26 protein-coding genes are annotated in these 25,392 nt (G+C 70.4%); 15 read left to right on the top strand and 11 right to left on the bottom strand.

The annotated features are described in order from the left end of the window. Positions 1 to 24 precede the first annotated feature (24 nt). From nadC to SRB17_RS21455, 7 genes are all read left to right on the top strand, one after another. Positions 25 to 1,011 carry a carboxylating nicotinate-nucleotide diphosphorylase gene (nadC, locus tag SRB17_RS21425; RefSeq protein ID WP_323376025.1) on the top strand — a complete coding sequence of 329 codons (987 nt, stop codon included), beginning with the start codon at positions 25 to 27 and terminating at the stop codon, positions 1,009 to 1,011. A gap of 5 nt (positions 1,012 to 1,016) precedes the next feature. Beyond that, on the top strand, positions 1,017 to 1,814 hold the full coding sequence (locus tag SRB17_RS21430) for a type III pantothenate kinase (RefSeq protein ID WP_153540962.1): 798 nt from the start codon (positions 1,017 to 1,019) through the stop codon (positions 1,812 to 1,814). A gap of 225 nt (positions 1,815 to 2,039) precedes the next feature. Continuing rightward, the gene (locus SRB17_RS21435; protein WP_153541335.1) at positions 2,040 to 2,711 is read left to right on the top strand and encodes a hypothetical protein; all 672 of its coding nucleotides are present in this window, start codon (positions 2,040 to 2,042) and stop codon (positions 2,709 to 2,711) included. A 194-nt stretch (positions 2,712 to 2,905) separates the two neighbouring features. After that, complete coding sequence (locus SRB17_RS21440; protein ID WP_153540964.1) at positions 2,906 to 3,085, top strand: hypothetical protein; 180 nt, start codon at positions 2,906 to 2,908, stop codon at positions 3,083 to 3,085. 158 nt (positions 3,086 to 3,243) lie between these two features. After that, on the top strand, positions 3,244 to 3,702 hold the full coding sequence (locus SRB17_RS21445; RefSeq protein ID WP_416237072.1) for a BlaI/MecI/CopY family transcriptional regulator: 459 nt from the start codon (positions 3,244 to 3,246) through the stop codon (positions 3,700 to 3,702). 9 nt (positions 3,703 to 3,711) lie between these two features. Then, positions 3,712 to 4,245: an amino-acid N-acetyltransferase gene (locus SRB17_RS21450; RefSeq protein WP_153540970.1), complete on the top strand. Its 534-nt coding sequence runs from the start codon at positions 3,712 to 3,714 to the stop codon at positions 4,243 to 4,245. A 215-nt stretch (positions 4,246 to 4,460) separates the two neighbouring features. Then, a complete protein-coding gene (locus SRB17_RS21455; protein ID WP_323376027.1) occupies positions 4,461 to 4,796 on the top strand; it encodes an Lsr2 family protein in 336 nt (111 codons plus the stop codon). Here the strand turns inward: SRB17_RS21455 and SRB17_RS21460 are convergent. Further along, entirely contained in the window at positions 4,775 to 5,434 is a 660-nt protein-coding gene (locus SRB17_RS21460; RefSeq protein WP_194294081.1) for an SCO3374 family protein, read from the bottom strand. The genes SRB17_RS21455 and SRB17_RS21460 overlap by 22 nt on opposite strands. 430 nt (positions 5,435 to 5,864) lie before the next feature. Here SRB17_RS21460 and SRB17_RS21470 point away from each other — a divergent pair, with 430 nt between their 5' ends. Beyond that, positions 5,865 to 8,390 carry an ATP-dependent Clp protease ATP-binding subunit gene (locus tag SRB17_RS21470; protein ID WP_153540972.1) on the top strand — a complete coding sequence of 842 codons (2,526 nt, stop codon included), beginning with the start codon at positions 5,865 to 5,867 and terminating at the stop codon, positions 8,388 to 8,390. Between the two features lie 80 nt (positions 8,391 to 8,470). Here the strand turns inward: SRB17_RS21470 and SRB17_RS21475 are convergent, their stop codons facing one another. Then, positions 8,471 to 9,088: an HAD family acid phosphatase gene (locus SRB17_RS21475; RefSeq protein WP_153540975.1), complete on the bottom strand. Its 618-nt coding sequence runs from the start codon at positions 9,086 to 9,088 to the stop codon at positions 8,471 to 8,473. A gap of 386 nt (positions 9,089 to 9,474) precedes the next feature. Here SRB17_RS21475 and SRB17_RS21480 point away from each other — a divergent pair, with 386 nt between their 5' ends. Continuing rightward, positions 9,475 to 10,026: a M23 family metallopeptidase gene (locus SRB17_RS21480; protein WP_153540977.1), complete on the top strand. Its 552-nt coding sequence runs from the start codon at positions 9,475 to 9,477 to the stop codon at positions 10,024 to 10,026. 1 nt (position 10,027) lies between these two features. Here the strand turns inward: SRB17_RS21480 and SRB17_RS21485 are convergent, their stop codons facing one another. After that, complete coding sequence (locus SRB17_RS21485; RefSeq protein ID WP_153540980.1) at positions 10,028 to 10,627, bottom strand: TetR/AcrR family transcriptional regulator; 600 nt, start codon at positions 10,625 to 10,627, stop codon at positions 10,028 to 10,030. A gap of 123 nt (positions 10,628 to 10,750) precedes the next feature. Here SRB17_RS21485 and SRB17_RS21490 point away from each other — a divergent pair, with 123 nt between their 5' ends. The 3 genes from SRB17_RS21490 (at position 10,751) to SRB17_RS21500 (ending at position 13,341) form a co-directional block, all read left to right on the top strand. Next, positions 10,751 to 12,331, top strand: coding sequence for an MDR family MFS transporter (locus tag SRB17_RS21490; RefSeq protein ID WP_153540983.1), 1,581 nt, complete (start codon positions 10,751 to 10,753; stop codon positions 12,329 to 12,331). A 96-nt stretch (positions 12,332 to 12,427) separates the two neighbouring features. Continuing rightward, entirely contained in the window at positions 12,428 to 12,898 is a 471-nt protein-coding gene (locus tag SRB17_RS21495; RefSeq protein WP_153540986.1) for a helix-turn-helix transcriptional regulator, read from the top strand. Further along, positions 12,895 to 13,341, top strand: coding sequence for a VOC family protein (locus SRB17_RS21500; protein ID WP_153540988.1), 447 nt, complete (start codon positions 12,895 to 12,897; stop codon positions 13,339 to 13,341). The genes SRB17_RS21495 and SRB17_RS21500 overlap by 4 nt, the downstream gene beginning before the upstream one ends. 114 nt (positions 13,342 to 13,455) lie before the next feature. On the opposite strand, the gene SRB17_RS21505 is transcribed toward SRB17_RS21500, so the two are convergent. Then, a complete protein-coding gene (locus tag SRB17_RS21505) occupies positions 13,456 to 14,208 on the bottom strand; it encodes an SDR family oxidoreductase (RefSeq protein WP_228396155.1) in 753 nt (250 codons plus the stop codon). A 160-nt stretch (positions 14,209 to 14,368) separates the two neighbouring features. Between SRB17_RS21505 and SRB17_RS21510 the strand changes: the two genes are divergently transcribed. Further along, the gene (locus SRB17_RS21510) at positions 14,369 to 14,950 is read left to right on the top strand and encodes a TetR/AcrR family transcriptional regulator (RefSeq protein WP_323376028.1); all 582 of its coding nucleotides are present in this window, start codon (positions 14,369 to 14,371) and stop codon (positions 14,948 to 14,950) included. Positions 14,951 to 15,030: 80 nt separating this feature from the next. On the opposite strand, the gene cseC is transcribed toward SRB17_RS21510, so the two are convergent. From cseC to SRB17_RS21535, 5 genes are all read right to left on the bottom strand, one after another. After that, positions 15,031 to 16,389 (bottom strand): two-component system sensor histidine kinase CseC, encoded by a 1,359-nt coding sequence (cseC, locus tag SRB17_RS21515; protein WP_153540993.1) that lies wholly within the window; start codon positions 16,387 to 16,389, stop codon positions 15,031 to 15,033. 9 nt (positions 16,390 to 16,398) lie between these two features. Then, a complete protein-coding gene (gene cseB / locus SRB17_RS21520; RefSeq protein ID WP_153540996.1) occupies positions 16,399 to 17,103 on the bottom strand; it encodes a two-component system response regulator CseB in 705 nt (234 codons plus the stop codon). Positions 17,104 to 17,155: 52 nt separating this feature from the next. Continuing rightward, on the bottom strand, positions 17,156 to 17,752 hold the full coding sequence (locus tag SRB17_RS21525) for a hypothetical protein (RefSeq protein ID WP_323376029.1): 597 nt from the start codon (positions 17,750 to 17,752) through the stop codon (positions 17,156 to 17,158). 41 nt (positions 17,753 to 17,793) lie between these two features. Further along, on the bottom strand, positions 17,794 to 18,333 hold the full coding sequence (locus SRB17_RS21530; RefSeq protein WP_030751823.1) for a SigE family RNA polymerase sigma factor: 540 nt from the start codon (positions 18,331 to 18,333) through the stop codon (positions 17,794 to 17,796). A 276-nt stretch (positions 18,334 to 18,609) separates the two neighbouring features. Continuing rightward, complete coding sequence (locus tag SRB17_RS21535; RefSeq protein ID WP_153541000.1) at positions 18,610 to 19,485, bottom strand: A/G-specific adenine glycosylase; 876 nt, start codon at positions 19,483 to 19,485, stop codon at positions 18,610 to 18,612. Positions 19,486 to 19,665: 180 nt separating this feature from the next. Between SRB17_RS21535 and SRB17_RS21540 the strand changes: the two genes are divergently transcribed. Continuing rightward, positions 19,666 to 20,475, top strand: coding sequence for a hypothetical protein (locus SRB17_RS21540; protein WP_323376030.1), 810 nt, complete (start codon positions 19,666 to 19,668; stop codon positions 20,473 to 20,475). Between the two features lie 195 nt (positions 20,476 to 20,670). On the opposite strand, the gene disA is transcribed toward SRB17_RS21540, so the two are convergent. After that, positions 20,671 to 21,795 carry a DNA integrity scanning diadenylate cyclase DisA gene (gene disA, locus SRB17_RS21545; protein ID WP_323376031.1) on the bottom strand — a complete coding sequence of 375 codons (1,125 nt, stop codon included), beginning with the start codon at positions 21,793 to 21,795 and terminating at the stop codon, positions 20,671 to 20,673. Between the two features lie 81 nt (positions 21,796 to 21,876). Then, complete coding sequence (gene radA, locus SRB17_RS21550; protein ID WP_153541004.1) at positions 21,877 to 23,286, bottom strand: DNA repair protein RadA; 1,410 nt, start codon at positions 23,284 to 23,286, stop codon at positions 21,877 to 21,879. 200 nt (positions 23,287 to 23,486) lie between these two features. Here radA and SRB17_RS21555 point away from each other — a divergent pair, with 200 nt between their 5' ends. After that, positions 23,487 to 25,229, top strand: coding sequence for a BACON domain-containing protein (locus SRB17_RS21555; RefSeq protein WP_153541007.1), 1,743 nt, complete (start codon positions 23,487 to 23,489; stop codon positions 25,227 to 25,229). The last annotated feature ends 163 nt before the right edge of the window (positions 25,230 to 25,392 follow it).

Genomic DNA, 25,392 nt, shown 5'->3' on the forward strand with positions numbered 1-25,392 from the left:
AGCGCCTCAGGAGCAGTGACAGACGTGAGCACCGACGACCTTCCCCTCGCCCCGACCGGCGGCTGCGGCGACGGCTGCGCCTGCGGCGCTGACGGCGACGAGGGGGCCGAAGAATACGCAGTGAGCGGGCTCGACCCCGCGCTCGCCGAGCTGCTGGCCGCCGCCGGCCTCGACCCGATCGAGGTCGAGGACATCGCCAACATCGCCATCCAGGAGGACCTGGACGGCGGCGTGGACGTGACGACCGTCTCGACCATCCCCGAGGACGTCACCGCCACCGGCGACTTCACCGCGCGCGAGGCGGGCGTCGTGGCGGGTCTGAGGGTCGCCGAGGCCGTGCTGTCCGTGGTCTGCACGGACGAGTTCGAGGTCGAGCGGCACGTCGAGGACGGCGACCGCGTCGAGGCCGGGCAGAAGCTGCTGTCGGTCACCACGCGCACGCGTGACCTGCTGACGGCCGAGCGCAGCGCGCTGAACATCCTGTGCCGGCTGTCCGGCATCGCGACCGCCACGCGCGCGTGGGCGGACGTGCTGGAGGGAACCAAGACGCGCGTGCGGGACACCCGCAAGACGACCCCGGGCCTGCGCTCGCTGGAGAAGTTCGCCGTCCGCTGCGGCGGAGGCGTCAACCACCGCATGTCGCTGTCCGACGCGGCCCTGGTGAAGGACAACCACGTGGTCGCCGCCGGCGGCGTCGCGCAGGCCTTCAAGGCCGTACGGGAGAACTTCCCGGACATCCCGATCGAGGTCGAGGTCGACACCCTGCACCAGCTGCGCGAGGTCGTCGAGGCCGGCGCGGACCTGATCCTGCTGGACAACTTCACGCCCGACGAGTGCGCGGAGGCCGTCGGGATCGTGCGTGGGCGGGCCCTGCTGGAGGCCTCCGGCCGGCTCACGCTCGACATCGCGCGCGTGTACGCCGACACGGGCGTGGACTTCCTGGCCGTCGGCGCGCTCACCCACTCCGCGCCGATCCTGGACATCGGCCTCGACCTGCGCGAGGCGGAGTAACCGCGATGCTCCTCACGATCGACGTCGGCAACACGCACACCGTCCTCGGCCTGTTCGACGGCGAGGACATCGTCGAGCACTGGCGCATCTCCACGGACGCGCGCCGAACGGCGGACGAGCTGGCGGTGCTGCTCCAGGGCCTGATGGGCATGCACCCGCTGCTCGGCGAGGAGCTGGGCGACGGCATCGACGGCATCGCGATCTGCGCGACCGTCCCGTCGGTGCTGCACGAACTGCGCGAGGTCACCCGGCGCTACTACGGCGACGTCCCCGCCGTCCTGGTGGAGCCGGGCGTCAAGACGGGCGTGCCGATCCTCACCGACAACCCCAAGGAGGTCGGCGCGGACCGGATCATCAACGCGGTCGCGGCCGTCGAGCTGTACGGCGGCCCGGCGATCGTCGTCGACTTCGGTACGGCGACCACGTTCGACGCGGTCTCCGCGCGCGGGGAGTACGTCGGCGGGGTCATCGCGCCCGGCATCGAGATCTCCGTGGAGGCGCTCGGCGTCAAGGGCGCCCAGCTGCGGAAGATCGAGGTGGCCCGGCCGCGCAGCGTGATCGGCAAGAACACGGTCGAGGCCATGCAGTCCGGCATCGTGTACGGCTTCGCGGGGCAGGTCGACGGGGTCGTCGGCCGGATGGCGCGGGAGCTCGCCGACGATCCGGACGACGTGCGGGTGATCGCCACGGGCGGGCTCGCGCCGATGGTGCTGGGGGAGTCCTCGGTGATCGACGAGCACCAGCCGTGGCTGACGCTGATCGGGCTGCGGCTGGTGTACGAGCGGAACGTGTCGCGGCTGTGAGGTGACCGGCGTGCGGTGACCGGCGGGTGAGGTGACCGGTGCCTGGGCGGGGCGCCGGTTCTTCCTGCTCCACGCGTGCGTGCCTGGTCCGGTCGCGTGCGTGCCGTAGCCCCGGTCGAGGGAAACCGGGAGCGACACGCGGCGAAAAAACATCCCTATTCGTCACTTTTGTCCGATTAGCGGTAGCGTCGCCGCATGCCCACGCCATACGGATCCCGCGGCGGCATGGCGTTCGGCGTGGAGGAGCTGCGTGTGCTCCGCCGCGCCCTCGCCCTCGCCCTTCACCCCGGCCAAGCGTCCGCCGAGGACGTCCAGGACTGCTTCCGGCTCGCCGCGTCGCTCGACGAGGCGCTGCACGAGGGGGCGAGACTGCGCGCTTTCCTGGTGGCAGACCTCGGCCGGTACCGGGCCGCGCTGCCGGGTACCGCCGTCGGCTACCTCACCCTCCTGGAGGAGGCGCTGGGGGCCGGGCACCGGCCGGCGCCGGACGATCTCGCCGCGCTGCGGGCGCTGCGCGGGAACCCGGTGGCGGCCGCACTGCTGGACCGTTGCCAGGCGCTGGCCGAGCAGGACGTACGGGCCCGGTTCGCGCAGGGCGCGCGCAAGGTGCCGGCGCCCGCCGTACCGCCCTCTCGCACCCGCCTGATGGCCCTTCCCGGCGGCGGCGGGGCTTCCGGGGTATGGCAGGGCTCGGAGGCGGCCGGAGAGCCCCAGAAGCCCACCCAGAAGCCTCCGCGGGAGCCCGCGCCGAAACCTGCGCCGACACCTGGGGAGCGGCCCGGTACGGAGCCGGCGGCGCCGAAGCGGCCCATTCCGACGCCGGGGGAGGTCTTCCCGCGCCGCAAGCCGGTGCCGCCGGCGAACCCGGCCGAAACCCGCCAGCTGGCCGCCGGCTGACCGTCCCCGGCGCGGGACCCGTTGACCCGCCCGAACCCGCACCACCCGTGCAGGCTTCGTCGTCGGGTGCGGGTGGCCCTGGTGGGGCGGACTCGCCGTCGGCGGTCGGCGGGCCGTGGTGGGGGGCCTGTCGGGCCGGAGGTTTGCGTACCCCCGTACCTTTCGGGTGTGGGCGCGTGGCTACTCTGGTGCGCATGGACTACGTCTCCGCGCTCGTGCCCCCGGTCGTGATGGCCGTGTTCTTCATCGGTGTGGTCAGGGTGATCGTGAAGACCCAGGGCGGGGCCGCCAAGGCCAAGGAGGACGCGGCCGTCGACGCCGCCCTCGCGCGCGCGGAGAGCGCGCGTAAGGCCTCCGCCCGCGGCGACGCCTGAGTCCGACCGCCGCCGGGCCCCGGCTCCGTCACGTCGAGCCGCGCGCCCTTTTTGTTCGCATTCATGGGCTTAGTGCACGTTCGGCACGCCATTGCCGGGATCTCCCACTATTGTTCTGAGGTGTGCCTCGCCCATTGGGAGAACTCGAAGACGCGGTCATGACGCGGGTGTGGAAGTGGAACCGCCCGGTGACCGTTCGAGAAGTCCTGGAAGACCTCCAGCAGGAACGCTCCCTCGCGTACACCACCGTGATGACGGTTTTGGACAATCTCCATCAGAAGGGCTGGGTGCGCCGCGAGGCGGAAGGGCGGGCCTATCGATATGAGGCCGTCTCGACGCGAGCCGCGTACGCCGCCGCCCTCATGAACGACGCCTGGTCGCAGAGCGACAACCCGGCAGCCGCTCTCGTCGCCTTCTTCGGGATGATGAGCGACGAACAGCGCCAGGCCCTACGGGACGCCGTACGCATCGTCCAGGGACCGGAAACCCAGGAAGCTCCCGAACCGCGGCAACAGGAAGCCGCGCGAGAGGAAGACCGGGAAGCCCCGGAACGGGAAGCGCCCGAAGCGCGGGAAGAGGAGAACCCCGGCTCGGCACCGGACGCGGACGGGCGATAGCGTCCGCTCATGTCAGCAGAGCGCCCTGAAGTGTCCGCAAAAGCCATCACGGTCCGGCGCGCCCGGACCAGCGATGTCCCGGTGGTGCGCCGCCTCCTCGACGCCTACGCCCGTGACCGCATCCTGCTCGACAAAGCCACGGTCACGCTTTACGAAGACATCCAGGAGTTCTGGGTCGCAGAACGCGACGACAACGCCGAGGTGGTCGGCTGCGGTGCGCTGCACGTCATGTGGGAGGACCTCGCGGAAGTCCGCACTCTCGCGGTGAAGCCCGGCCTCAAGGGCGCCGGTGTCGGTCATCAGTTGCTGGAGAAGTTGCTGCAGACCGCGCGCTGGCTCGGCGTTCGCCGGGTTTTCTGCCTGACCTTCGAAGTGGACTTCTTCGGGAAGCACGGCTTCGTGGAGATCGGCGAGACACCGGTCGACACCGATGTGTACGCGGAGCTGTTGCGTTCCTATGACGAGGGCGTCGCGGAGTTCCTGGGTCTCGAACGAGTGAAACCGAACACCTTGGGTAACAGCCGGATGCTTCTGCATCTGTGATCGTCATTGCCCCGGTGCCCTATGTCCGAAACGCGCATGTTTCCGGGCGGAGGCGGTCCGTCGGTCCTCTACCCGTCCTCTCCCAGGGGTTTGTGTTTTTCCGGCAAAAGCGGTTTGCTTTCCGACGTACTGCAGTACTGCATATAACAGGGGCGGCGAAACGGCGGGACGCCGCAGAGCCCTGGTCCTCAACGTTATCGATGAAAGGAAATCCGGTGGCACAGAAGGTTCAGGTCCTTCTTGTCGACGACCTCGACGGCGGCGAGGCGGACGAGACCGTGACGTTCGCGCTGGACGGCAAGACGTACGAGATCGATCTCACGACCACCAATGCGGACAAGCTGCGCGGCCTTCTCGATCCCTATGTGAAGGGCGGTCGTCGTACCGGTGGCCGTGCGTCGGGCGGACGCGGAAAGGCGCGTGCCGCTTCCGGTGGCAGCCAGGACACCGCGGCGATCCGCGCCTGGGCGAAGGAGAACGGTTACGAGGTCAACGACCGCGGTCGTGTTCCCGCGACCATTCGCGAGGCCTACGAGAAGGCCAACGGCTGATCCCGCCGGCAGGCGGTCGGCAGTCCCGCGCGCGGGCGCCGCAGCCGGACCCGGTGGCACTGCGCTGCCACCGTGTCCAGCAGTCGTACGAGATCGGGGGCGCCCTTCTCGCGCCCCAGGGCCGGCATCGCCGGCAGCGAGGCCTCGACCTCGCCTCCGGGCCCAGGGGGCCGCAGCCACACGGCGGCCCCCTGCACGGACCCGGCCCGCACGAACCCCTCGGACCCGGTCGCCGGCGGGACCGGTGCCTCCATCGCGTCGCCCGCCCCCAGGACCCGCAGGTCGAGGGCCACGGCGCTCCACTCCAGCCAGTCCAGCAACCCCGGCAGCTCCTCCGCGCTGCCCGCGGCCACCAGCAGCTCCATCCGGTCGCCCCGAAGGGCCACCGGAGAGCCCGGCGCGAGATGCCGGAGCGCCCCCGCGCCCGCCTCGGCCGGCACGTCCAGGACGTCGAACCGCACCCCGGTGAGCAGCCGCAGCGGCCGTCCGGGCACTGTCGCCCAGCCCAGATCGTTCTCGTACCAGTGCCGGACCCGGGCATCCGGGCCGTCCGGAAGACCACCGGTGTCCGGTACGTCCGGATCGAGAGGACGACGAGGAAGGGGGACCGTTGAGGCCGTGGGGACCGAGCCAACCATGTCAAGTGCAACCGCCGAAGCATCCGCCGGGTTACGCTGCGTGTCAGATTGATCGCGCAGAGTGCCGAAAGAGGGGGCGCGCGGGGGTGCGGGGAGGCGCAAGGTTGTTCGCCCATAGCGGAGGGAACCGGTGCGCGCCGCATGGAGTGTCAGTCCCGGCGGGTAAGACATGCCTAGTGGGAGGGGACGACACGCAGGACGGGCCGTCTCACGTTCGCCATCGGCGTACTGGCGATGGGGGTAACTGCCTGGCCTGCGGGAACATCGTCTCGCACCATCGGGTTGGAGCAGATGTCGGCGCACACGGTCAGGAGGCCATCGACGGTGTCGGCAGTTGGAATGAGCGGTCCCCGCTTGCGGGACTAAGCTGCGGAAGGACAGGGAGGGGAAGTTCCCCCCACTGCCTGACCGCTCTGAGGAGCGATTAACGATGTTCGAGAGGTTCACCGACCGCGCGCGGCGGGTTGTCGTCCTGGCTCAGGAAGAAGCCCGGATGCTCAACCACAACTACATCGGCACCGAGCACATCCTCCTGGGTCTCATCCACGAGGGCGAAGGTGTCGCCGCTAAGGCCCTGGAGAGCCTCGGCATTTCGCTTGAGGCGGTCCGCCAGCAGGTGGAGGAGATCATCGGCCAGGGCCAGCAGGCCCCGTCCGGCCACATCCCCTTCACCCCCCGTGCCAAGAAGGTCTTGGAGCTGTCGCTCCGCGAGGCTCTTCAGCTGGGCCACAACTACATCGGCACGGAGCACATCCTGCTCGGCCTGATCCGTGAGGGCGAGGGCGTCGCCGCCCAGGTCCTGGTCAAGCTGGGAGCAGACCTCAACCGGGTGCGGCAGCAGGTCATCCAGCTGCTCTCCGGTTACCAGGGCAAGGAGACCGCCGCCGCCGGCGGCCCGGCCGAGGGCACGCCCTCGACCTCCCTCGTCCTGGACCAGTTCGGCCGGAACCTCACCCAGGCCGCTCGTGAGTCCAAGCTCGACCCGGTCATCGGGCGCGAGAAGGAGATCGAGCGGGTCATGCAGGTGCTGTCCCGCCGTACCAAGAACAACCCGGTGCTGATCGGTGAGCCCGGCGTCGGCAAGACCGCCGTCGTCGAGGGCCTCGCCCAGGCCATCGTCAAGGGCGAGGTGCCCGAGACGCTGAAGGACAAGCACCTCTACACGCTGGACCTCGGCGCCCTGGTCGCCGGCTCCCGCTACCGCGGTGACTTCGAGGAGCGCCTGAAGAAGGTGCTCAAGGAGATCCGCACCCGCGGCGACATCATCCTGTTCATCGACGAGCTGCACACGCTGGTCGGTGCGGGTGCCGCCGAGGGCGCCATCGACGCGGCTTCCATCCTGAAGCCGATGCTGGCCCGCGGTGAGCTGCAGACCATCGGTGCGACCACGCTGGACGAGTACCGCAAGCACCTGGAGAAGGACGCGGCCCTGGAGCGCCGCTTCCAGCCCATCCAGGTCGCCGAGCCGTCCCTGCCGCACACGATCGAGATCCTCAAGGGCCTGCGCGACCGGTACGAGGCGCACCACCGCGTCTCCATCACCGACGAGGCCCTGGTCCAGGCCGCCACCCTGGCCGACCGGTACATCTCCGACCGCTTCCTGCCGGACAAGGCGATCGACCTGATCGACGAGGCCGGTTCCCGGATGCGCATCCGCCGGATGACCGCTCCGCCGGACCTGCGCGAGTTCGACGAGAAGATCGCCGCCGTCCGCCGGGACAAGGAGTCCGCGATCGACTCGCAGGACTTCGAGAAGGCCGCCTCCCTGCGCGACAAGGAGAAGCAGCTCCTGGCCGCGAAGGCCAAGCGGGAGAAGGAGTGGAAGGCCGGCGACATGGACGTCGTCGCCGAGGTCGACGGCGAGCTGATCGCCGAGGTCCTCGCCACGGCGACGGGCATCCCGGTGTTCAAGCTCACCGAGGAGGAGTCCTCCCGTCTGCTCCGCATGGAGGACGAGCTCCACAAGCGGGTCATCGGCCAGAACGACGCCGTCAAGGCGCTGTCGAAGGCGATCCGTCGTACGCGCGCCGGTCTGAAGGACCCGAAGCGTCCGGGTGGTTCGTTCATCTTCGCCGGCCCGTCCGGTGTCGGTAAGACCGAACTGTCCAAGGCGCTCGCCGAGTTCCTCTTCGGCGACGAGGACGCGCTGATCTCCCTCGACATGTCGGAGTTCAGCGAGAAGCACACGGTGTCGCGTCTCTTCGGTTCGCCCCCCGGCTACGTGGGCTACGAAGAGGGCGGTCAGCTGACGGAGAAGGTGCGCCGCAAGCCGTTCTCGGTCGTCCTCTTCGACGAGGTCGAGAAGGCCCACCCGGACATCTTCAACTCGCTGCTGCAGATCCTGGAGGACGGTCGCCTGACCGACTCCCAGGGCCGGGTCGTGGACTTCAAGAACACGGTCATCATCATGACGACCAACCTCGGCACCCGGGACATCTCCAAGGGCTTCAACCTGGGCTTCGCGGCCACGGGTGACACGAAGTCGAACTACGAGCGCATGAAGAACAAGGTCTCGGACGAGCTCAAGCAGCACTTCCGCCCCGAGTTCCTCAACCGCGTCGACGACGTGGTCGTCTTCCCGCAGCTGACGCAGGCGGACATCCTGCGGATCGTCGACCTGATGATCGGCAAGGTGGACGAGCGCCTGAAGGACCGGGACATGGGCATCGAGCTCTCCCAGTCCGCCAAGGAACTGCTGGCGAAGAAGGGCTACGACCCGGTGCTGGGCGCGCGTCCGCTGCGCCGCACGATCCAGCGCGAGGTCGAGGACTCGCTGTCGGAGAAGATCCTCTTCGGCGAGCTGCGTCCCGGTCACATCGTGGTCGTGGACACCGAGGGCGAGGGCGAGTCCCAGACCTTCACCTTCCGCGGCGAGGAGAAGTCGGCGCTGCCCGACGTCCCGCCGATCGAGCAGGCGGCCGGCGGTGCCGGACCGAACCTGAGCAAGGAGGCGTAAGCCTCCGGCGGAATGGCCGAACGAAAGGGGCCGGTGCTGCACAGCACCGGCCCCTTCCGCATGCCCGCGAACGCAGTGACCTACGACAACTGCCCGTTGTAGTCCGGCAGTTTGAAGGTCTTCTCGGCGTGGCCGCCGGAAAGGTCGGTGGCACTGTTGCCGATGTTCGCGATGATCGTGTAGCCCTTGTTCTCGATGTCGACGCGCTGGGCGGTCTTGTAGGCGGCGACATCCTTGAACAGGTCGAACAGGCCGCGGACATAGAGGCCGGAGACGTCGTAGCCGTCGTGTTCGAGGTTGTACTCGGTGGGCAGGTAGATGATGCCCGGGCGCGCCGTGACGAAGAACAGCGAGACGCCGTGCTCCTGGGCGTACTGCGCGACGTTCAGGACCGGCTTGTTGGCCGGCTGCGGGTAGCTGAAGCCGAAGTCGGTCTCCAGCGTGGTGTTGTCGATGTCGAAGACGATCGCCTGCTTCTCGCCCGGCCCGGCGTCGGCGATCCGCTCCTTCAGGTACGGCAGTGCCTGGTCCATCACGGCCTGGCAGTCCTTCTGCCAGGTGGCGTAGTCCACCTTGGCGGTGGTGCTGCTCGTGGTCGCCGTGTCGTCCGCCGCGTGGGCCGGGGCGGCCATCGCGGCCAGGGCGGCCACTGAGACGGCGGTTGCGGAAATGCGGAGCGCCCAGGGGCGTCTGGTCATCGGTGGGGGTCCTCTCACGTCCGTACGCAAGCCTGAAATGTCAGGGGCATGATCTGAGGTGAGGGTGGCGCGAGGGGAACCGTAGGGTTACTGAACGGTAGGTGACCAGAGGTGTGCGTCACATTTCCACGATCGCCGCATTGGGTCGCCGGTGATATGCCGCACAGGCGATATGTCCCTTACTAGCTCGGATAGTGGGATTGATCCGCCGGTAAATCCGCCAGGTAAAGAGAGCTTCAAGGGCAAGTAAAGGGGCGCATCTACTACTGAACGCCGTAGACGAGGCGTTTTGGTGCGGGCAGGGTGCCGGGTTATCCAGGATTGGCCGCTCGGTGGAACGACCGTTCACCGGGTGGCGATTCTGCCCCCGACTCCACGAGGTTTCGATGTCCCCGCGCGTCACGTCCCGTTCTTCCCGTACGTCCTCGCTCCGTTCCCGCGTGGCCGTCCTGGCCGCCGGAACCGCGGCCGCGGCCGTGCTGGGGACCGGAGTCGCGAGCGCCGCCGCACCCTCCGCGGCCTCCTGGGTCCACCCGGTGAAGCCGTACACGCTCTCCGCGAGCTTCGCGCAGGCCGGCAGCCACTGGGGCGCCAGGCACAGTGGCCAGGACTTCGCCGTACCGACCGGCACCGACGTCGTCGCCGCGCACGGCGGCACCGTCGTCAAGGCCGGCCCGGGCGGCGCCGGTGACGGCGCGGCGTACGGCAACGCCGTTGTCATCTCGCACGGCAACGGCGCTTACACGCAGTACGCGCACCTGTCCCGGATCGACGTCAAGGCCGGCCAGATCGTCAAGACCGGCCAGCACATCGCCCGGTCCGGCTCCACCGGCAACTCCACCGGCCCGCACCTGCACTTCGAGGTCCGCAAGACCCCGCACCACGGCTCCGCCGTCGACCCGGTCGCCTTCCTGCGGGCCAAGGGCATCAGCCTCTGAGTCAGTCCTGCCGGCGTGCGTGTTCGTGCGCCTGGGTGATCAGGTCCAGGGCGACTTCGAGGACTGTCGTGCGCTTCTTCTCGAAGTCGCCTTCGAGGTCCTGCATCAGGAACATCCCCGCGTGCAGGGTGAACAGCGCGCTGACCGAGCGCACCTGGTCGACGAGCTCGGCCTTCGGGTCGATGAGGATGTCCCGCAGATCGCGCATCCGGTCTTTGAAGATGTCGCCGATGCGCAGGTCCCGGACCGTGCCCTGGTTGTCGTGCATGAAGCGGAAGAGCGGTTCGGCGTCGGCCAGCACGCGGCTGTAGCGCCGTACCATCTCCTGCTTGGTCTGAAGGGTGGGCGGCTGGCTGCGGCCCCACTCGATCAGGTCCTCGATCGGCTTCGTCAGATCCTCGAAGAGGCTGACGATGATCTCTTCCTTCGTCTTGAAGTGGTAGTACAGGGCCGCCTTCGTGACGTCGAGACGCTCGGCGATCTCGCGCAGCGAGGTCTTCTCGTAGCCCTGCTCCGCGAAGAGTTCGAGCGCCACGTCCTGGATGCGCTGGCGGGTGTTGCCGCGGCGCTGTTGCTTCGTGCCGTCCATGGTGACGCCCATCCTCGTACTCCTTGCGCTCCCGCGGAAACTTACTTGACGACCGGCTAGTGGCAGGCTACCTTCCCAGTGTACTGAACTAGCCGGGCGGCAAGTAAGTAGCCGCCGCAGGGGGAATGGGAAGAGATGGCGGACACGGTCGAAAGCGTCATGGAAAGCAAACCGGAGGGCAAACAGCCCAAGAGCGTGCGAGTGGTCCTGCTCGCACTCATGATCGCGATGATGCTCGCGATGCTCGACAACATGATCGTGGGTACGGCGATGCCGACGATCGTGGGCGAGCTGGGCGGCCTGGAGCACCTGTCCTGGGTGGTCACCGGCTACACCCTCGCCACCGCCGCCTCCACCCCGATCTGGGGCAAGCTCGGTGACATGTTCGGGCGCAAGGGCTCGTTCCTCACCTCGATCGTGATCTTCCTGATCGGCTCGGCGCTCAGCGGCATGGCCCAGAACATGGGCGAGCTCATCGGCTTCCGGGCCGTACAGGGCCTGGGTGCCGGCGGTCTGATGGTCGGCGTCATGGCGATCATCGGCGATCTGATCCCGCCGCGGGAGCGCGGCAAGTACACGGGCATGATGGCCGGCGTCATGGCGCTGGCGATGATCGGCGGCCCGCTGGTCGGCGGCACCATCACCGACAACTGGGGCTGGCGCTGGTCCTTCTACATCAACCTGCCGCTCGGGGCCGTGGCCCTCGCGCTGGTCACCGCCGTACTGCACCTGCCGAAGAAGCGGTCGCAGGCGCGCATCGACTACCTGGGTGTCGCGCTGCTGACCGTCGGCATCACCGCGATCGTGCTGGTCACCACCTGGGGCGGCAGCGAGTACGCCTGGACCTCCGCGCGGATCATGGAGCTGACCAGCATCGGCGTCGTCGCGCTGATCGGCTTCGTGTGGTGGCAGACCAGGGCCACCGAGCCGGTCGTACCGCTGCACATGTTCCGCAGCCGCAACTTCACGCTGATGTCCGTCATCGGCTTCATCACCGGCTTCGTGATGTTCGGCGCCACGCTCTACCTGCCGCTGTACCAGCAGTCGGTGCAGGGCGCCTCCGCGACCAACTCCGGTCTGCTGCTCCTGCCGATGCTCGGTGCGATGCTCGTGACCTCGATGGTCGCGGGCCGGGTCACCACCAACAGCGGCCGCTACAAGATCTTCCCGATCGTCGGCGGTGCGCTGATGATCGTCGGGCTGTATCTGCTGTCGCTGATGGACACGGGTACGACCCGGCTGACCTCCGGCATCTACATGGCCGTGCTGGGTCTGGGCATGGGCTGCCTGATGCAGATCACCATGCTGGTGGCGCAGAACAGCGTGGAGATGAAGGACATGGGCGTCGCGTCGTCGTCCACGACCCTGTTCCGTACGCTCGGCTCCTCCTTCGGTGTGGCCATCATGGGCGCGCTGTTCAACGACCGGGTCAAGCACGTGATGGCCGAGCGGGCCGGTGCGCTGGGCAAGGGCGTCACCGAGAAGTCCGCGGCGCTGGACGCGAAGCACCTGAAGATGCTGCCGGCCCCGGTCCGGGACGCGTACCAGTACGCGGTGTCCGCCGGTACGCACTCGGCGTTCCTGCTGGGCGCGGGGATCGCGGTGCTCGTGCTGGCCGCGGCGGTGTTCGTGAAGGAGGTTCCGCTCAAGGGCGCGATGCCTTCGGCGAAGAGCGACGAGGACGCGGCTCCGGTGCAGGTCGTCGAGGCGGTCTGAGGCTCACCTGAACTGAAGACCCCGGGTCGGTGTCCGCCCCCGGGGTCTTCTTCTTTGCCCGTGGCGTTGTCAGTGCCCCGTGTCACCATCGGCTGCATGGACAAAGTGCGGCGGCTGCGTCTGGCCAAGGACGCTATGGACCGGGACTGGGCGGACCCCGGTCTCGATCTGGACGCCGTGGCGGCCTGCGCCGGGTACTCGCGGTATCACTTCCTGCGCGCCTTCAAGGACGTCTACGGCGAGACGCCGGGCCAGTATCTGACCCACCGGCGGATCGAGCGCGCCGCGGAGATGCTGCGCTGCGCCAGCCTCACCGTGACCGAGATCTGCACCCTGGTCGGCTTCAGCAGCCTCGGCACGTTCTCCGCCCGTTTCAAGGCCCGCACCGGACTCACCCCGAGCGAGTACCGCGCGCGGCACGTGGGGCGCGGGGCCTCTCTGATACCCGGGTGCTACGCCATGCTCTGGGCCGGCGGATTCAGCACCGCAAGATCGGAGAAGCGGTCCGGCGCCGGTCCTGCCTACCGTGACGAGAGGGAATCCGCCGACAGGAGAGCAGAAACATGATCAAGGGGCTTGCCATCACCACCGTCTGGGTGCTGGACCAGGACCGGGCCAAGGAGTTCTACACCCAGAAGCTGGGGCTCGAGGTCCGCACGGACATGACCATGGGGGAGGGCGGTGCGCGCTGGCTGACCGTCGGCGCCCCCGGCCAGCCCGACGTGGAGCTGACGCTCATGGTGCCGGGGCCGCCCGCGATGGACCCCGAGTCAGCCGGGATGATGCGGACGCTCGTCGCCAAGGGGGCGCTCGGCGCAGGGGTGTTGGTGACGGACGACATCCACGGCGACTACAAGAAGCTCAAGGACCGTGGGGTGGAGTTCCTCCAGGAGCCTCAGGAGCGGCCGTACGGCACGGAGGCGCTCTTCCGGGACGACTCCGGCAACTGGTTCTCCTTCACCCAGCGGCGGGAGGGCGGGCTGGATCTGGAGCGCGACTGGGCTTGCTGAGGGCCTCATGACTCGGGGCGCTCTGCGGTCCGGTGGCCGGGGCGCCGTCGTGACCGGTCACGCGCACGCGGCGGACCGCACTCGGTACAGCCCCGTGCCCCTGCTGAGCCCTTGTCAGCGCCCCGTTGCCAAGGTCGCTCCACCCGTCGCCTCCAGTACCACGCCCGTCACGAAGTCGTTGGCCGCGAGCATGTGGATGGCGCGGGCGATGTCGTTCGGACGGCCGACGCGGCCGACGGGGGTGATCGCGGCGAAGCCGTCGAAGAGGGCCCGGCGCTGTTCGGTCGGTACGCCGTTCCACCAGGGGGTGTCGACGACGCCGGGGGAGACGGCGTTGATCCGGAGCGGGGCCAGTTCCACCGCGAGGGGCGGGACCATCGCCTCCAGGGCGCCGTTGATCGCGGCGAGGCCGGCGGTGCCGGGCAGGGCGGCGCGGGCGGAGGCGGCGGTCACCAGCGTCACCGAGCCGTCGCGGCGCAGCGCCGGTAGCGCGGCCTGGAGCACATGGACGTGCGGCCAGAACTTGCCGTCGAAGCCCTCCGCCAGCTCGGCCAGGTCCAGTTCGGCGAAGGGGCCGCCTCCCTTGCTGCCGCTGAGCGCGACGACCAGGTGGTCGAGGGGCCCGGAGCCGGCGAAGAAGGCGTCCACCGCGGCGCGGTCCGCCCCGTCCAGCCGGTAGGTCGAGACCTTGCCGCCGATCCGGTCCGCCGCGGCGGCGAGGCGGTCCTGACTGCGGCCGGTGATGACCACCTCCGCGCCGTCCGCCGCGAAGAACGCGGCCGCCGCCTCGCCGATTCCGGAACTGCCGCCCATGACGACGACACGCTGTCCGGCGAGGGCAGGCACAGGGCTGTTCGAAGTGCTCATGAGTGGCTCTCTCCCGAGGAATCACCGGGCTCCGACTCGTTGCCGAGACTGCCGGTCTCGTTAAAGTGTTACCGAGACCGGCGGTCTCGTCAAGCGATGTCTGGGCCTGGCCGCCATCCCGCGGTTCGGGAGGCCGTCGGGACTCGGAGAGGATGGGCCCGTGCACGACAGCAACGAACCCCGCCCGCACACCGGGCGCCGCCGTAACGAGGCCGCGCGCCGGGCGATCCTCGACGCCGCGCTGGAACTGCTCGCCGACGCCGACGGTGCCCCGGTGAGTGTGGAGACGATCGCGCGCGCGGCCGGGGTGGGGAAGCAGACCCTCTACCGCTGGTGGCCCTCGAAGGGAGCCGTCCTGCTGGACGCCCTCACCGACCGCGCCGCCCAGGACGTGCCGGCGCCGGACACGGGGAGCCTCCGGGCGGATCTGCGGGAGCTGGCGGTCGCCACCTTCGAGGCGTCGCGGCGTCCGCCGTCCGGCCCGGCTCTGCGCACCCTCGTCCGGGAGGCGGCCCGGGATCCGCATCTGGCCGAGCTGATGCGGACGTTCACCGAGTCACGTCGGGCGGCTGTCCGGCGGATTCTCGAACGGGGCCGGGAACGGGGGGAACTGTCCGCCGACCGGGATGTCGACCTGCTGGTCGATCAGTTCTACGGGTTCTTCTGGTACCGGTTTCTGTTGGGGCACGCGCCGCTCGATGGGACCGCCGCAGAGCTTCTCACCGACTCGCTGCTTCGCTGAGTGCGCCGGCAGGGGTGCCGCGTCATGCCGTCGCGCGTCTGCGGCACCGGCGTGGTTGCTCGCGCAGTTCCCCGCGCCCCTTACGGGGCGCTGCCCCCCGACAACGGCAGCGTCGGATAGCTTCCCGTGGCGGTCGGCGCGTGTTCCGGCAGCCACAGCACCGCCACCGCGCCCTCCGCGGGGATGCCGTCGGGGGTCCCGGCGGGCCGTACGTTGCGGAACGTCAGCCGGGCACCGAGCACCCGGGCCTGGCCCGCCGCGATGGTCAGGCCCAGCCCATGGCCCGTACCGGCGCGGTCCTTGCTGCCCGTGCGGAAGCGGCTCGGTCCCTCGGCGAGCAGTTCCTCGGGGAAGCCGGGACCGTGGTCGCGGACCCGGATGACCCGGCCCTCGACGGTCACCTCGATCGGCGGCCTGCCGTGCCGGGCGGCATTGGCGAGCAGGTTGAACAGCACCCGCTCCAGTCGGCGCGGGTCGGTGGTGACCTCCGACTCGTGCACCACCCTTACTTCGATCCCCGGGTCCTTGGCGGCCACGCGCCGGGAGACGAACTCGCCGAGCATGATGTCCTGCAGTTCCGCCCGCTCCGAGGCGCCGTCCAGACGGGCGACCTCCAGGACGTCCTCGACGAGCGTGCGCATCGCCTTGGCCCGGTCCAGGACGAGTTCGGTCGGGCGGCCCGGGGGGAGCAGTTCGGCGGCCGTGAGCAGGCCGGTCACCGGGGTGCGCAACTCGTGCGCGATGTCGGCGGTGACCCGCCGCTCGGCCTCGAGGCGCTGCTGCAGCGCGTCCGCCATGGCGTCCACCGCGCGCGCGAGATCGTCGGTCTCGTCCCGTACGACCCCGCCGATGGCCTCCCGCACCCGGACGTCGGTCTCGCCCCTGGCGACCTGGTTCGCCGCGGCGGCCGCCTTGCGCAGCCGCCGGGACAGCTGCCCGCCGATCAGCACGCCGAGTGCGCTGCCACCGAGCACGACCGCGACGGAGCCGATGACCAGCGCCTGGTCGAGGTCCTTCATCACATCGGTGGAACGGTCCGGCATGTGGGTGTGCAGGGACAGCACATGCCCGTCCTTGGCCGGCACGGCCGCCCAGATGTCCGGCACCCCGCCGTGATCGATGACATCGCTGGCCTTCCGGCCCTGCTCCACCATCTCGCGCATCGAGTCCGGCAGTTCCGGGTCGTCGACCTTGATGTTGGGGAAGTTCGGCCGCCGGCTCAGTTCGTAGTTGCGCTGCGCGTACTGGACGCGCTGGCTGGCCAGGTCGCGTGCGTTGTCCAGCATCGAGACCCGGGCCGCGTTGTGCACGACCAGACTCAGCGCGATCGCCACCAGGCCGGCCACCAGCGCGATCGCCGCGCTGAGCTTCCATCTGAGCCCGGTGTGCAGGCCCGCGCGCTCCATGCGCCGGACCGGGTACCGAAGGATCCCCCGCATGCCGCCCGCTCAGGCCTTCAGCTTGTAGCCGAAGCCGCGGACCGTCTCGATCCGGTCCTGGCCGATCTTCTGGCGCAGCCGCTGCACATGCACGTCGACGACCCGGGTGTCCCCGCCCCAGCCGTAGTCCCAGACGCGCTCCAGCAGCTTGTCGCGGGAGAGCACGGTGCCCGGCGCCGAGGAGAACTCCAGCAGCAGCCGCATCTCGGTCGGGGTGAGCGCGACCGGCTGCCCGGCCCGGCGCACCTCCATGCCCTCGGTGTCGATCTCCAGGTCCCCGAAGGTGAGCACGCCCCCGGTCATCGTGTCCTCCGCCGCCTCGGCCCGGTCGCCGCCGCCCGCGTGCCCGAAGCGACGCAGCACCGCCCGGATCCGCGCGACCAGCACGGCGCCGTCGAACGGCTTGGTCACATAGTCGTCGGCGCCCGCCTCCAGGCCGAGGACGACGTCGATGGAGTCGGCGCGCGCCGACAGCATGATCACCGGCACGGTCGACTCGTCCCGGATGCGACGGCACAGGCTGACGCCGTCCAGACCGGGGACCATGACGTCCAGCAGGGCGATGTCGGGGCGGTTCGCCCGGAACGCCGCCAGGCCCGACAGGCCGTCGGGCATGGCGGTGACCGCGAAGCCGTCGCGTTCCAGGGCGAGCTGGGTGGCCTCGCGGATGACGTCGTCGTCCTCGACGAACAGGACGTGGGTCTGGTCTGCCATCCCGGTGCTCTCAGTCCTTGTGTGCGTGCGTGGGGGGTTCAGTCGTGGGGGTTCAGTTGTCCGACGCGGACGCCGCGTCGCCACCGGTTCTGCTGTAGTAGGTGTCGTGCCGGTACCGCTCGTTGAAGCGGCCCGCCTTCCACCTGTAGGTGATCACGGTCTCCCGCGACGGGTTCGACATCTGGTCGTCCGTGTCGTACACCTGCTTCGTCACGGTCAGGTCGGTGCCGTCGATCTCCGCGACGACCGGCGAGTCCTCCGCCTTGAACACATTCTTGTACGTGCCTGCGACGTCCCGGTACACGTATGTGCCGATGCCCACCCAGTCACTGCAGGCCGACACGTTGATCAGGATGTCGTTGACGGATCCGCCGGTCAGATAGCCGTAGGTGACGTCGATCGGGTAGCCGTCGGTACCGCACGGCTTCAGCCCGCGCTTCACCGTGGGGGAGACCGCCGGGTCCTTCTTGATCAGCGCGACCGCGTCCACCCGCCGGTAGCCGGTGGTCGTGCTCGGACTGGGCGAGGCGACGGCTCCCGCGACCGCCGACGCATGCGCCGGGCCCTCGTCCCGGGTCCCCGTGCCCCCGGTGCCGCACGCGGCGACGAAAAGGGCGATGGCGGCGAGCACGGCCCCCACCGTGATCACCGCCTGTGTAGTGCCTCGGGCCCCGTCGGGCCCGGCCCCGGTCAGGCCGCGCAACGCTCCCGCTCCTCACGCTCCAGCGCGCGTGCGTCCAGATCGCGGGCCTCCAGCTCCTCGCGGAGCCGGGCGAGCGCCCGGTGCAGCGTGCTCTTGACCGTACCGGCCGACATGCCGAGGGCCGCGGCCGTTTCCTCAGTGGACATCTGCTCCCAGTGTCGCAGTACTACAACACTGCGCTGCTTCGGTGCGAGCACTTTCATGACGTCCATCAGCAGGGCCCGGTCGGCGTGCTGTTCGGTGGAGTCGTCCACGGACGCGTCGGGCAGCTGCTCGGTAGGGACCTCCTCCAGCTTGCGCGCCCGCCACCACTCCGTACGGGTGTTGATCATGACCCGGCGCAGATAGGCGTCGGCGAGCCGCTTGTCGGCGATGCCCTCCCAGCGGCCGTACGTGCGCACCAGCGCCGTCTGCAGCAGGTCCTGGGCGTCGACCGGGTCCGGGACCAGTCGGCGTGCGCTGCGCAGCAGCGCGTCCTGCCGGGTGCGGACGTACTCCTCGAACTCGAGCACCTCGCCCTGCGCCATGATCAACCGCCTCCGTTCCCCGTTTACTCCGGCCCGTGCCTGAAGTCCTGCGTTCGTTCCCCGTGTCCGGTGGTCTGCCGGGCACGGAAAAGAAGTTAGGGAGTGGTTGTCACGGCGCTGTCCGAACCAGCCTGCGGCTAGCAATCGGCTATCCGGCGGTTGTGTAACAGCCGTAGGAACGGGGTAAAGGGTGCGACTGTTATGTCCCTTTATGTGGGCCTTTGTCGGCCAAATTGCTCCGTAACAGAGGCACGACGGCTGTGACTTGGCTGTCCGTCAGCTCAGCGGCAGCCGATACAGACCGCCCGGAAGCGGCTCCACCAGACCGTCCGCGACGAGCCCGTCGAGCGCGCGGGCGCGCTGCACCGGCTCGTGCCACACCCGGTCCAACACGGCCTGCGGCACCGGCGCATGCGCCTCCCGCAGGACGGCGAGCAGCTTGCCGCGCACCTGCCGGTCCGTACCGGCGTACGTCTGCCCACGACGTGGTGGCCCCTCGTGCTCCGGCTTGCCGGCCAGCCGCCAGGCGCACTGCGCGGCGATCGGGCAGCGCCCGCACCCCTCGTTCTTCGCGGTGCACACCAGCGCGCCCAGTTCCATGGAGGCCGCGGCCCAGCGCGCCGCCGTCCTCTCGTCCGCGGGCAGCAGCTCACGGGCGAGTCTGCGTTCGGCGGCCGTGGTCGCGTTCGGCGGGTACTGCACCCCCGTCACCGCCCGCGCGAACACCCGTCGCACATTCGTGTCCAGCACCGGATGCCGCTGCCCGTACGCGAACGAGGCCACCGCGGCGGCCGTGTACTCGCCGATACCGGGCAGTGCCAGCAGCTGCGCGTGCTCCGTCGGTACGTCCCCGCCGTGCCGTTCCGTTATGGCCAGCGCGGCGCCGTGCAGCCGCAGGGCCCGGCGCGGGTAGCCGAGCCGGCCCCAGGCGCGCACCGCCTCGCCCGGTGCCTCCTTCGCCAGGTCGGCGGGGCGCGGCCAGCGGGCCAGCCACTGCTCGTAGACCGGCAGCACCCGGTTCACCGGGGTCTGCTGGAGCATGAACTCGCTGACCATCACCCCCCACGGGCCCGCCTCCGGGCGGCGCCAGGGGAGGTCGCGGGCGTGGGCGTCGAACCAGGCGATCACGGGAGTGTGCAGCTTCTCAGTCATGGCCTTCCGATCCTGCCACGGCTCGGCATGCATGACGGGTGACGGCACGGTCACCGAGCGTGCTCAGGGGTGAAGAACCCTGGGTGAGACCGCAGTTGCCGGAATGATGATCCGGAAAAGTTGGTGCTCGCGCGGCGGGTGGGGCCAGCAAGTACGGCGATCTCTCGTACAGTTTGCGCCGTGGGATCTCTGCGCAATCCGGTCGGGCCGCTTCCCTCCTCCATCTACTGGCGAAGGAGGGTCGTACTGCTGTCGGTGATCGCCGTGTTGGCGCTGCTGATCACGTGGATCGTCACCACCGGCGGCGGGGGCGGCAAGAAGAACGCCGGCGGATCCGACGGCAAGAATCCCGCGCACACCATCACGCCGGGTCCGTCCTCGTCCGGGCCCGCGATCAGCCAACACCCGGGCGGGCGGGACGACTCGGGCGGCAGCACCAGTGGGAGCGATTCCGGTTCGGGCGGCGGCAGCGGCTCCTCCGGCTCCTCCGGCTCCGGTGACGGCTCGGCCGGCGGCTCGGGTGCGGGCTCCGGTGGCGGCGGCGTGGGTACGGGTGACACGCTCCCGGCGTCCTCCACCCTGCCCGACTGCACGTCCTCCGCAGTGACGTTGAGCGTGCGGAGCCTGCACAACTCCTACTCACCGGACCAGACGCCGACCTTCGAACTCACCGCGAAGAACGGCTCGTCCGCCGACTGCAAGGTCGATCTCGGGCCGAAGAGCGCGGTGTTGACCATCACTCCGGCGGACGGAAGCGACGCGTTCTGGTCGTCGGCCGACTGCCCCAAGGGTGCGGGCAGCCTGGTGTTCCGGGTGCCGGCCGGGCAGAGCATCACGTACACCGTGAAATGGGACCGCAAGCCGAGTGCTCCGCAGTGTGGGACGCCGAGTGCCTCCGGGGGGTCGGCGAAGGCGGGCACGTATCTGCTGGAGGCCGGGGCGCCGGGGTTCGGGAAGGTGCAGGCGTCTTTCGTGCTGTCGGCCGACTGAGCCGGCTGAAGGGTACGGCGGCGGTTCGTGGTCGAGTGCGGGTGAGTGGGGGCTTGTCGCGCAGTTCCCCGCGCCCCTCAGGTAGGCGAGCTGCAGCTTGCTCAAGGGGCGCGGGGAACTGCGCGAACAGCCACAACGGACCCGCAGCCGCCGTACGACACACGCCTCCGAGCCAATAGGCGCCCGGCCCAAACCTCAGACGTACCGCTCCAAGATGGACGACTCGGCCAAACGCGACAAACCTTCCCGCACGCTCCTGGCCCGGGCCTCGCCCACGCCGTCCACGGTCTGCAAGTCGTCCACGCTGGCAGCGAGCAGCTTCTGCAGGCCGCCGAAGTGCTCCACCAGCCGGTCGATGATCGCGCCCGGAAGCCGCGGAACCTTGGCCAGCAGCCGGAAGCCCCGCGGGGACACCGCGGAGTCGAGGGTCTCGGGCGAACCGACGTAGCCCAGCGCCCGCGCCACCGTGCCGAGTTCGATCAGCTCCGCGTGGGTCAGCGCGTCCAGCTCGGACAGTGCCTCCTCGACCGTGCGGGAGCGCTTGGCCGTCGGCTCGGGGACGTAGTCCCGGACGACCAGCTCACGGTCGGGCTCGACCCCGGCGATCAACTCCTCCAGCTGGAGCGCGAGAAGACGCCCGTCCGTGCCCAGTTCGACCACGTACTCGGCGATTTCGGTGGCGATACGGCGGACCATCTCCAGACGCTGCGCGACGGCGGACACGTCCCGCACCGTCACCAGGTCCTCGATCTCCAGCGCGGAGAGGGTGCCGGCCACCTCGTCCAGCCGCAGCTTGTACCGCTCCAGCGTGGCCAGCGCCTGGTTCGCGCGGGACAGGATCGCCGCCGAGTCCTCCAGGACCCGGCGCTGACCGTCGACGTAGAGGGCGATCAGCCGCATCGACTGGGAGACGGAGACGACCGGGAAGCCGACCTGCTTGCTGACCCGGTCCGCCGTACGGTGCCGGGTGCCCGTCTCCTCCGTGGGGATCGTCGGGTCCGGCACCAGCTGCACGCCCGCGCGGAGGATCTTCGACAGGTCCGACGACAGCACGATGCCGCCGTCCAGCTTGCACAGCTCCCGCAGCCGGGTCGCGGTGAACTCGACGTCCAGCACGAACCCGCCCGTGCACATCGCCTCCACCGTCTTGTCGGAGCCGAGGACGATCAGCCCGCCGGTGTTGCCGCGCAGCACGCGCTCGAGGCCGTCACGCAGGGCCGTACCAGGAGCCACGGCGCTCAGCGAGGCGCGCATCAGGCCATCGGAACCGGCACTCCCACCGATTTTTCCGGGAGCTGCTGCCCGGTCGTTGGCTGCCACTGCACTCCTCCGGTCGCAGGTTCTGACGCGCCCCCGTGACCCGCACTCGGTTCGTACGGACGGGCGAGACCAGGGCAAAGTCTACCGGCGGTCCTCCGCCTCCCGTGGGGCCTCTCGGCGACGGGCGCGCGGCAGCACCCGCAGCGCGTCCCCCATGTCGGCGACTTCCAGGACTTTCATGCCGGGCGGCACCTTGCCCGGATCGGTCGGCACGAGCGCGTGGGTGAAGCCCAGCCGGTGCGCCTCGGCGAGCCTGCGCTGTACGCCCGTGACCCGTCTCACCTCGCCCGCGAGGCCCACCTCGCCGATCGCGACCAGGTTCTTCGGCAGCGGGGTGTCGCTGGCGGCGGAGGCCAGCGCGAGGGCGATGGCGAGGTCGGCGGCCGGCTCCGACAGCTTCACCCCGCCGACCGTCGCGGAGTAGATGTCCCGCTTACCGAGCGCGCTGATCCGGCCGCGCTGCTCCAGGACGGCCAGCATCATCGACACGCGTGAGGTCTCCAGACCCGACGTCGTGCGCCGCGGGGAGGGGATCTGGGAGTCGACGGTCAGCGCCTGCACCTCGGCCACCAGCGGGCGGCGGCCCTCCAGGGTGACGGTCAGACAGGTGCCGGGGACCGGTTCGGCACGACGGGTCAGGAAAAGTCCGCTGGGGTCCGTAAGGCCCGTGATGCCCTCGTCGTGCAGTTCGAAGCAGCCGACCTCGTCCGTGGCGCCGTAGCGGTTCTTCACGCCGCGCACCAGGCGCAGGCGCGCGTGCCGGTCGCCCTCGAAGTGCAGGACGACGTCCACGAGGTGCTCCAGCAGGCGGGGGCCCGCGATCGCCCCGTCCTTCGTGACGTGGCCCACCAGGAGCGTGGACATCCCGCGCTCCTTGGAGGCGCGGATGAGCGCGCCCGCGACCTCCCTCACCTGGGCCATGCCGCCGGGCGCGCCGTCGATCTCCGGGGAGGCGACCGTCTGCACCGAATCGAGGATCAGCAGGGAGGGCTTGATCTCGTCCAAGTGGCCGAGGACGGCGGACAGATCCGTCTCGGCGGCCAGATACAGCTCGTCATGGAGGGCGCGGATTCGGTCCGCGCGCAGCCGCACCTGGCTCGCGGACTCCTCGCCGGTCACATAGAGGGTGCGGTGCTCGGCGCTCGCGGACTTGGCGGCCACGTCCAGCAGCAGCGTGGACTTGCCGACGCCGGGCTCGCCCGCTAGCAGCACGACCGCGCCGGGCACCAGGCCGCCGCCGAGCACCCGGTCCAGCTCGGGCACGCCGGTGGTGCGGGCGGTGGCCTGCCGGCCGTCGACCTGCCCGATGGGCAGCGCGGACGTCGTCACCCGGCCCGGTGCCGTCGTACGGACCGCGGGCGCGCCGTACTCCTCGACCGTGCCCCACGCCTGGCACTCGGGGCAGCGGCCGAGCCACTTGGCCGTCTGCCAGCCGCACTCGGTGCAGCGGTAGGACGGGCGGTCCTTGGGGGTCTTGGTACGGGCAGCCATGCGGAAACCGTAGCCCGCGGCACTGACAACGGGTCCCCGGGCCGTGTGCGGGTGATCCGGTACCGGCCACCACCCGTCGGGCTCGGGCCACGGAAGAAAGGGTTCCTGTCCCCTTATGAGGGATCGTTTCACCCGTACGGATTAAAAGAGCTCAAGCTTCAAGAACGGGCACTCCGCCGCCGCCTACGGTCGCACGGGTGATGAGCAGCAGTCCGGAGACGACCACCCGCACCCCCGGCGCGCACCGGGCGCGCGGCGAGGCGCGTGCAGCACGAGAGGCGCGGAAGGGGCGCGCAACGGGAGAGACCGCCCGCGAGGCCCGCCAGGGGCGCGACCGCGCCGCCGCGCGCACCCTCGCCCAGCGGCCGCCGGCGCGCTACGAACCGTACCTGGACGGGCTGTTCACCTACTGTCTGTCGGTGCTGTGCGACCACGACGCGGCCACCGCCGCCCTCGGCGACGTCCTCGCCCTGGCCGAGCGGCGCGGCCACCGCGCCCCGGAGGCCTCCGGCGACCGCAGGGCCTGGCTGTACGCGCTGGCCCGCTGGGCGTGCCTGCGCAAGCTGGCCGAGGCCAAGCAGAAACGTCAGGCCACTCATGCGGCGGGCCGCCCGGCGACCGGGAACCAGGCGTCCGATCCGCCGGTCGCCCCGGAGGTGCAGGAGCGCCGGCGCCGCGAACTGGCCCTGCTGGCCTGGCCGGAGGCGGCCGGTACGACCCCCGAGCAGCGCGAGGCCCTGGAGCTGGCCGTCCGCCACCACCTGGCCCCGCCCGAGGTCGCCGCCGTCCTCGGCATGGAACCGGCGGCCGCACGCGAGCTGCTCGCCTCCGCAGCCTGCGAGGTCGAGCGCACCCGGGCGGCCCTCGCTGTCGTCGAGACCGGCGGCTGCCCGAGCGTGGCCCACCTCACGGGGGACAGCGGACTGGTCCTGAGCACGGCCCTGCGCCGCGAGCTGGTCCGCCACGTCGACGACTGCCCGCGCTGCCGCCGCATCGCCGAGCGTGCCGTCCCCGGCCACTGGCCCGGCGCCACGGTCACCCCGGCCGAGCTGCCGGTCCTCGAGGCACCCCGCGCGGCCCTTCACATGGCCCTGGCGCACCATCCACGCGCGCGTGGCGCGGCGGCCCCCCGCTTCGACCGGCGCGGCTTCCCCATGGACCCCAAGGACCGAGCGGCCCGCCGCGACCGGCTACGCGCGCGTGCGGTGACGACGACGGTCGTCGCCACGGTGGTGGCCGCTCCCGTGCTCGCGCTGTGGGCCGCCTACCGGGGCACGCCGACGGCGGACGGGGACGGCCACCCCGCCACCGCGCGCGAGGCCCAGGGCCCCGACGCCCTCGGCAGTGACTCGGCCGGCGGCTACGAGAACGCCGGGAACGCGAGCGTGAAGCCCGGCGCCCGCGTGGGCAGGAACGGCAACGCGGACGTCTCCGTGGAGGTCGTCAGCGTGTCCGGAGTGGGCGACAAGGGTGCCGGCCGGCTCGACGTCAGCGCGGCGAACGACGGCGACACGACCCTGATGACCCTCACCGCCTCCGGCTCCTCCCCGGTCCGCTGGTCCGCGTCCACGACGGCGCCCTGGCTCTACCTGAGCCAGTCCATGGGAACCCTGAACCCCGGCGGCACGTTGACGATCAAGGTGTACGTCGACCACCTCCGCGAGCCCTCCGGCCACTGGCACGCACAGGTGGCGATCTCCCCGGCCGGCGCGGTGGTCACGATCGACGGCTACGGCACGGCGCCGACCCACCACCCCACCCCTCCCCCCACGTCCGCCACCCCCACCCCGCCCACGACACCCCCCACCGACCCCCCCTCCACCCAACCCACCCCGCCGACCGATCCCCCGTCCACCCCCACCGAACCCACCTCACCCCCTGGCTCCCCGACTCCGACACCGACTCCGTCCGACGGCGATACGCCCAGTCCGTCGGGGAGCTAGGGCGGGTCCTGGGGCGGGGAAGGTGAGACGGAGGGGAGAGGAGGGGAGAGAGAGGGGGAGCGGGGCGGACGGATGTACGCCGAGCCCCGCTCGGGCATTCCCGGCCGCAGGCATGCCGACGGCCCGGTGGCCCGACGGCCCCGGACAAGGCTTGCCCGGAGGC

The organism is Streptomyces sp. RB17 (assembly GCF_009604455.1).
In the GTDB taxonomy this organism is placed as follows: domain Bacteria; phylum Actinomycetota; class Actinomycetes; order Streptomycetales; family Streptomycetaceae; genus Streptomyces.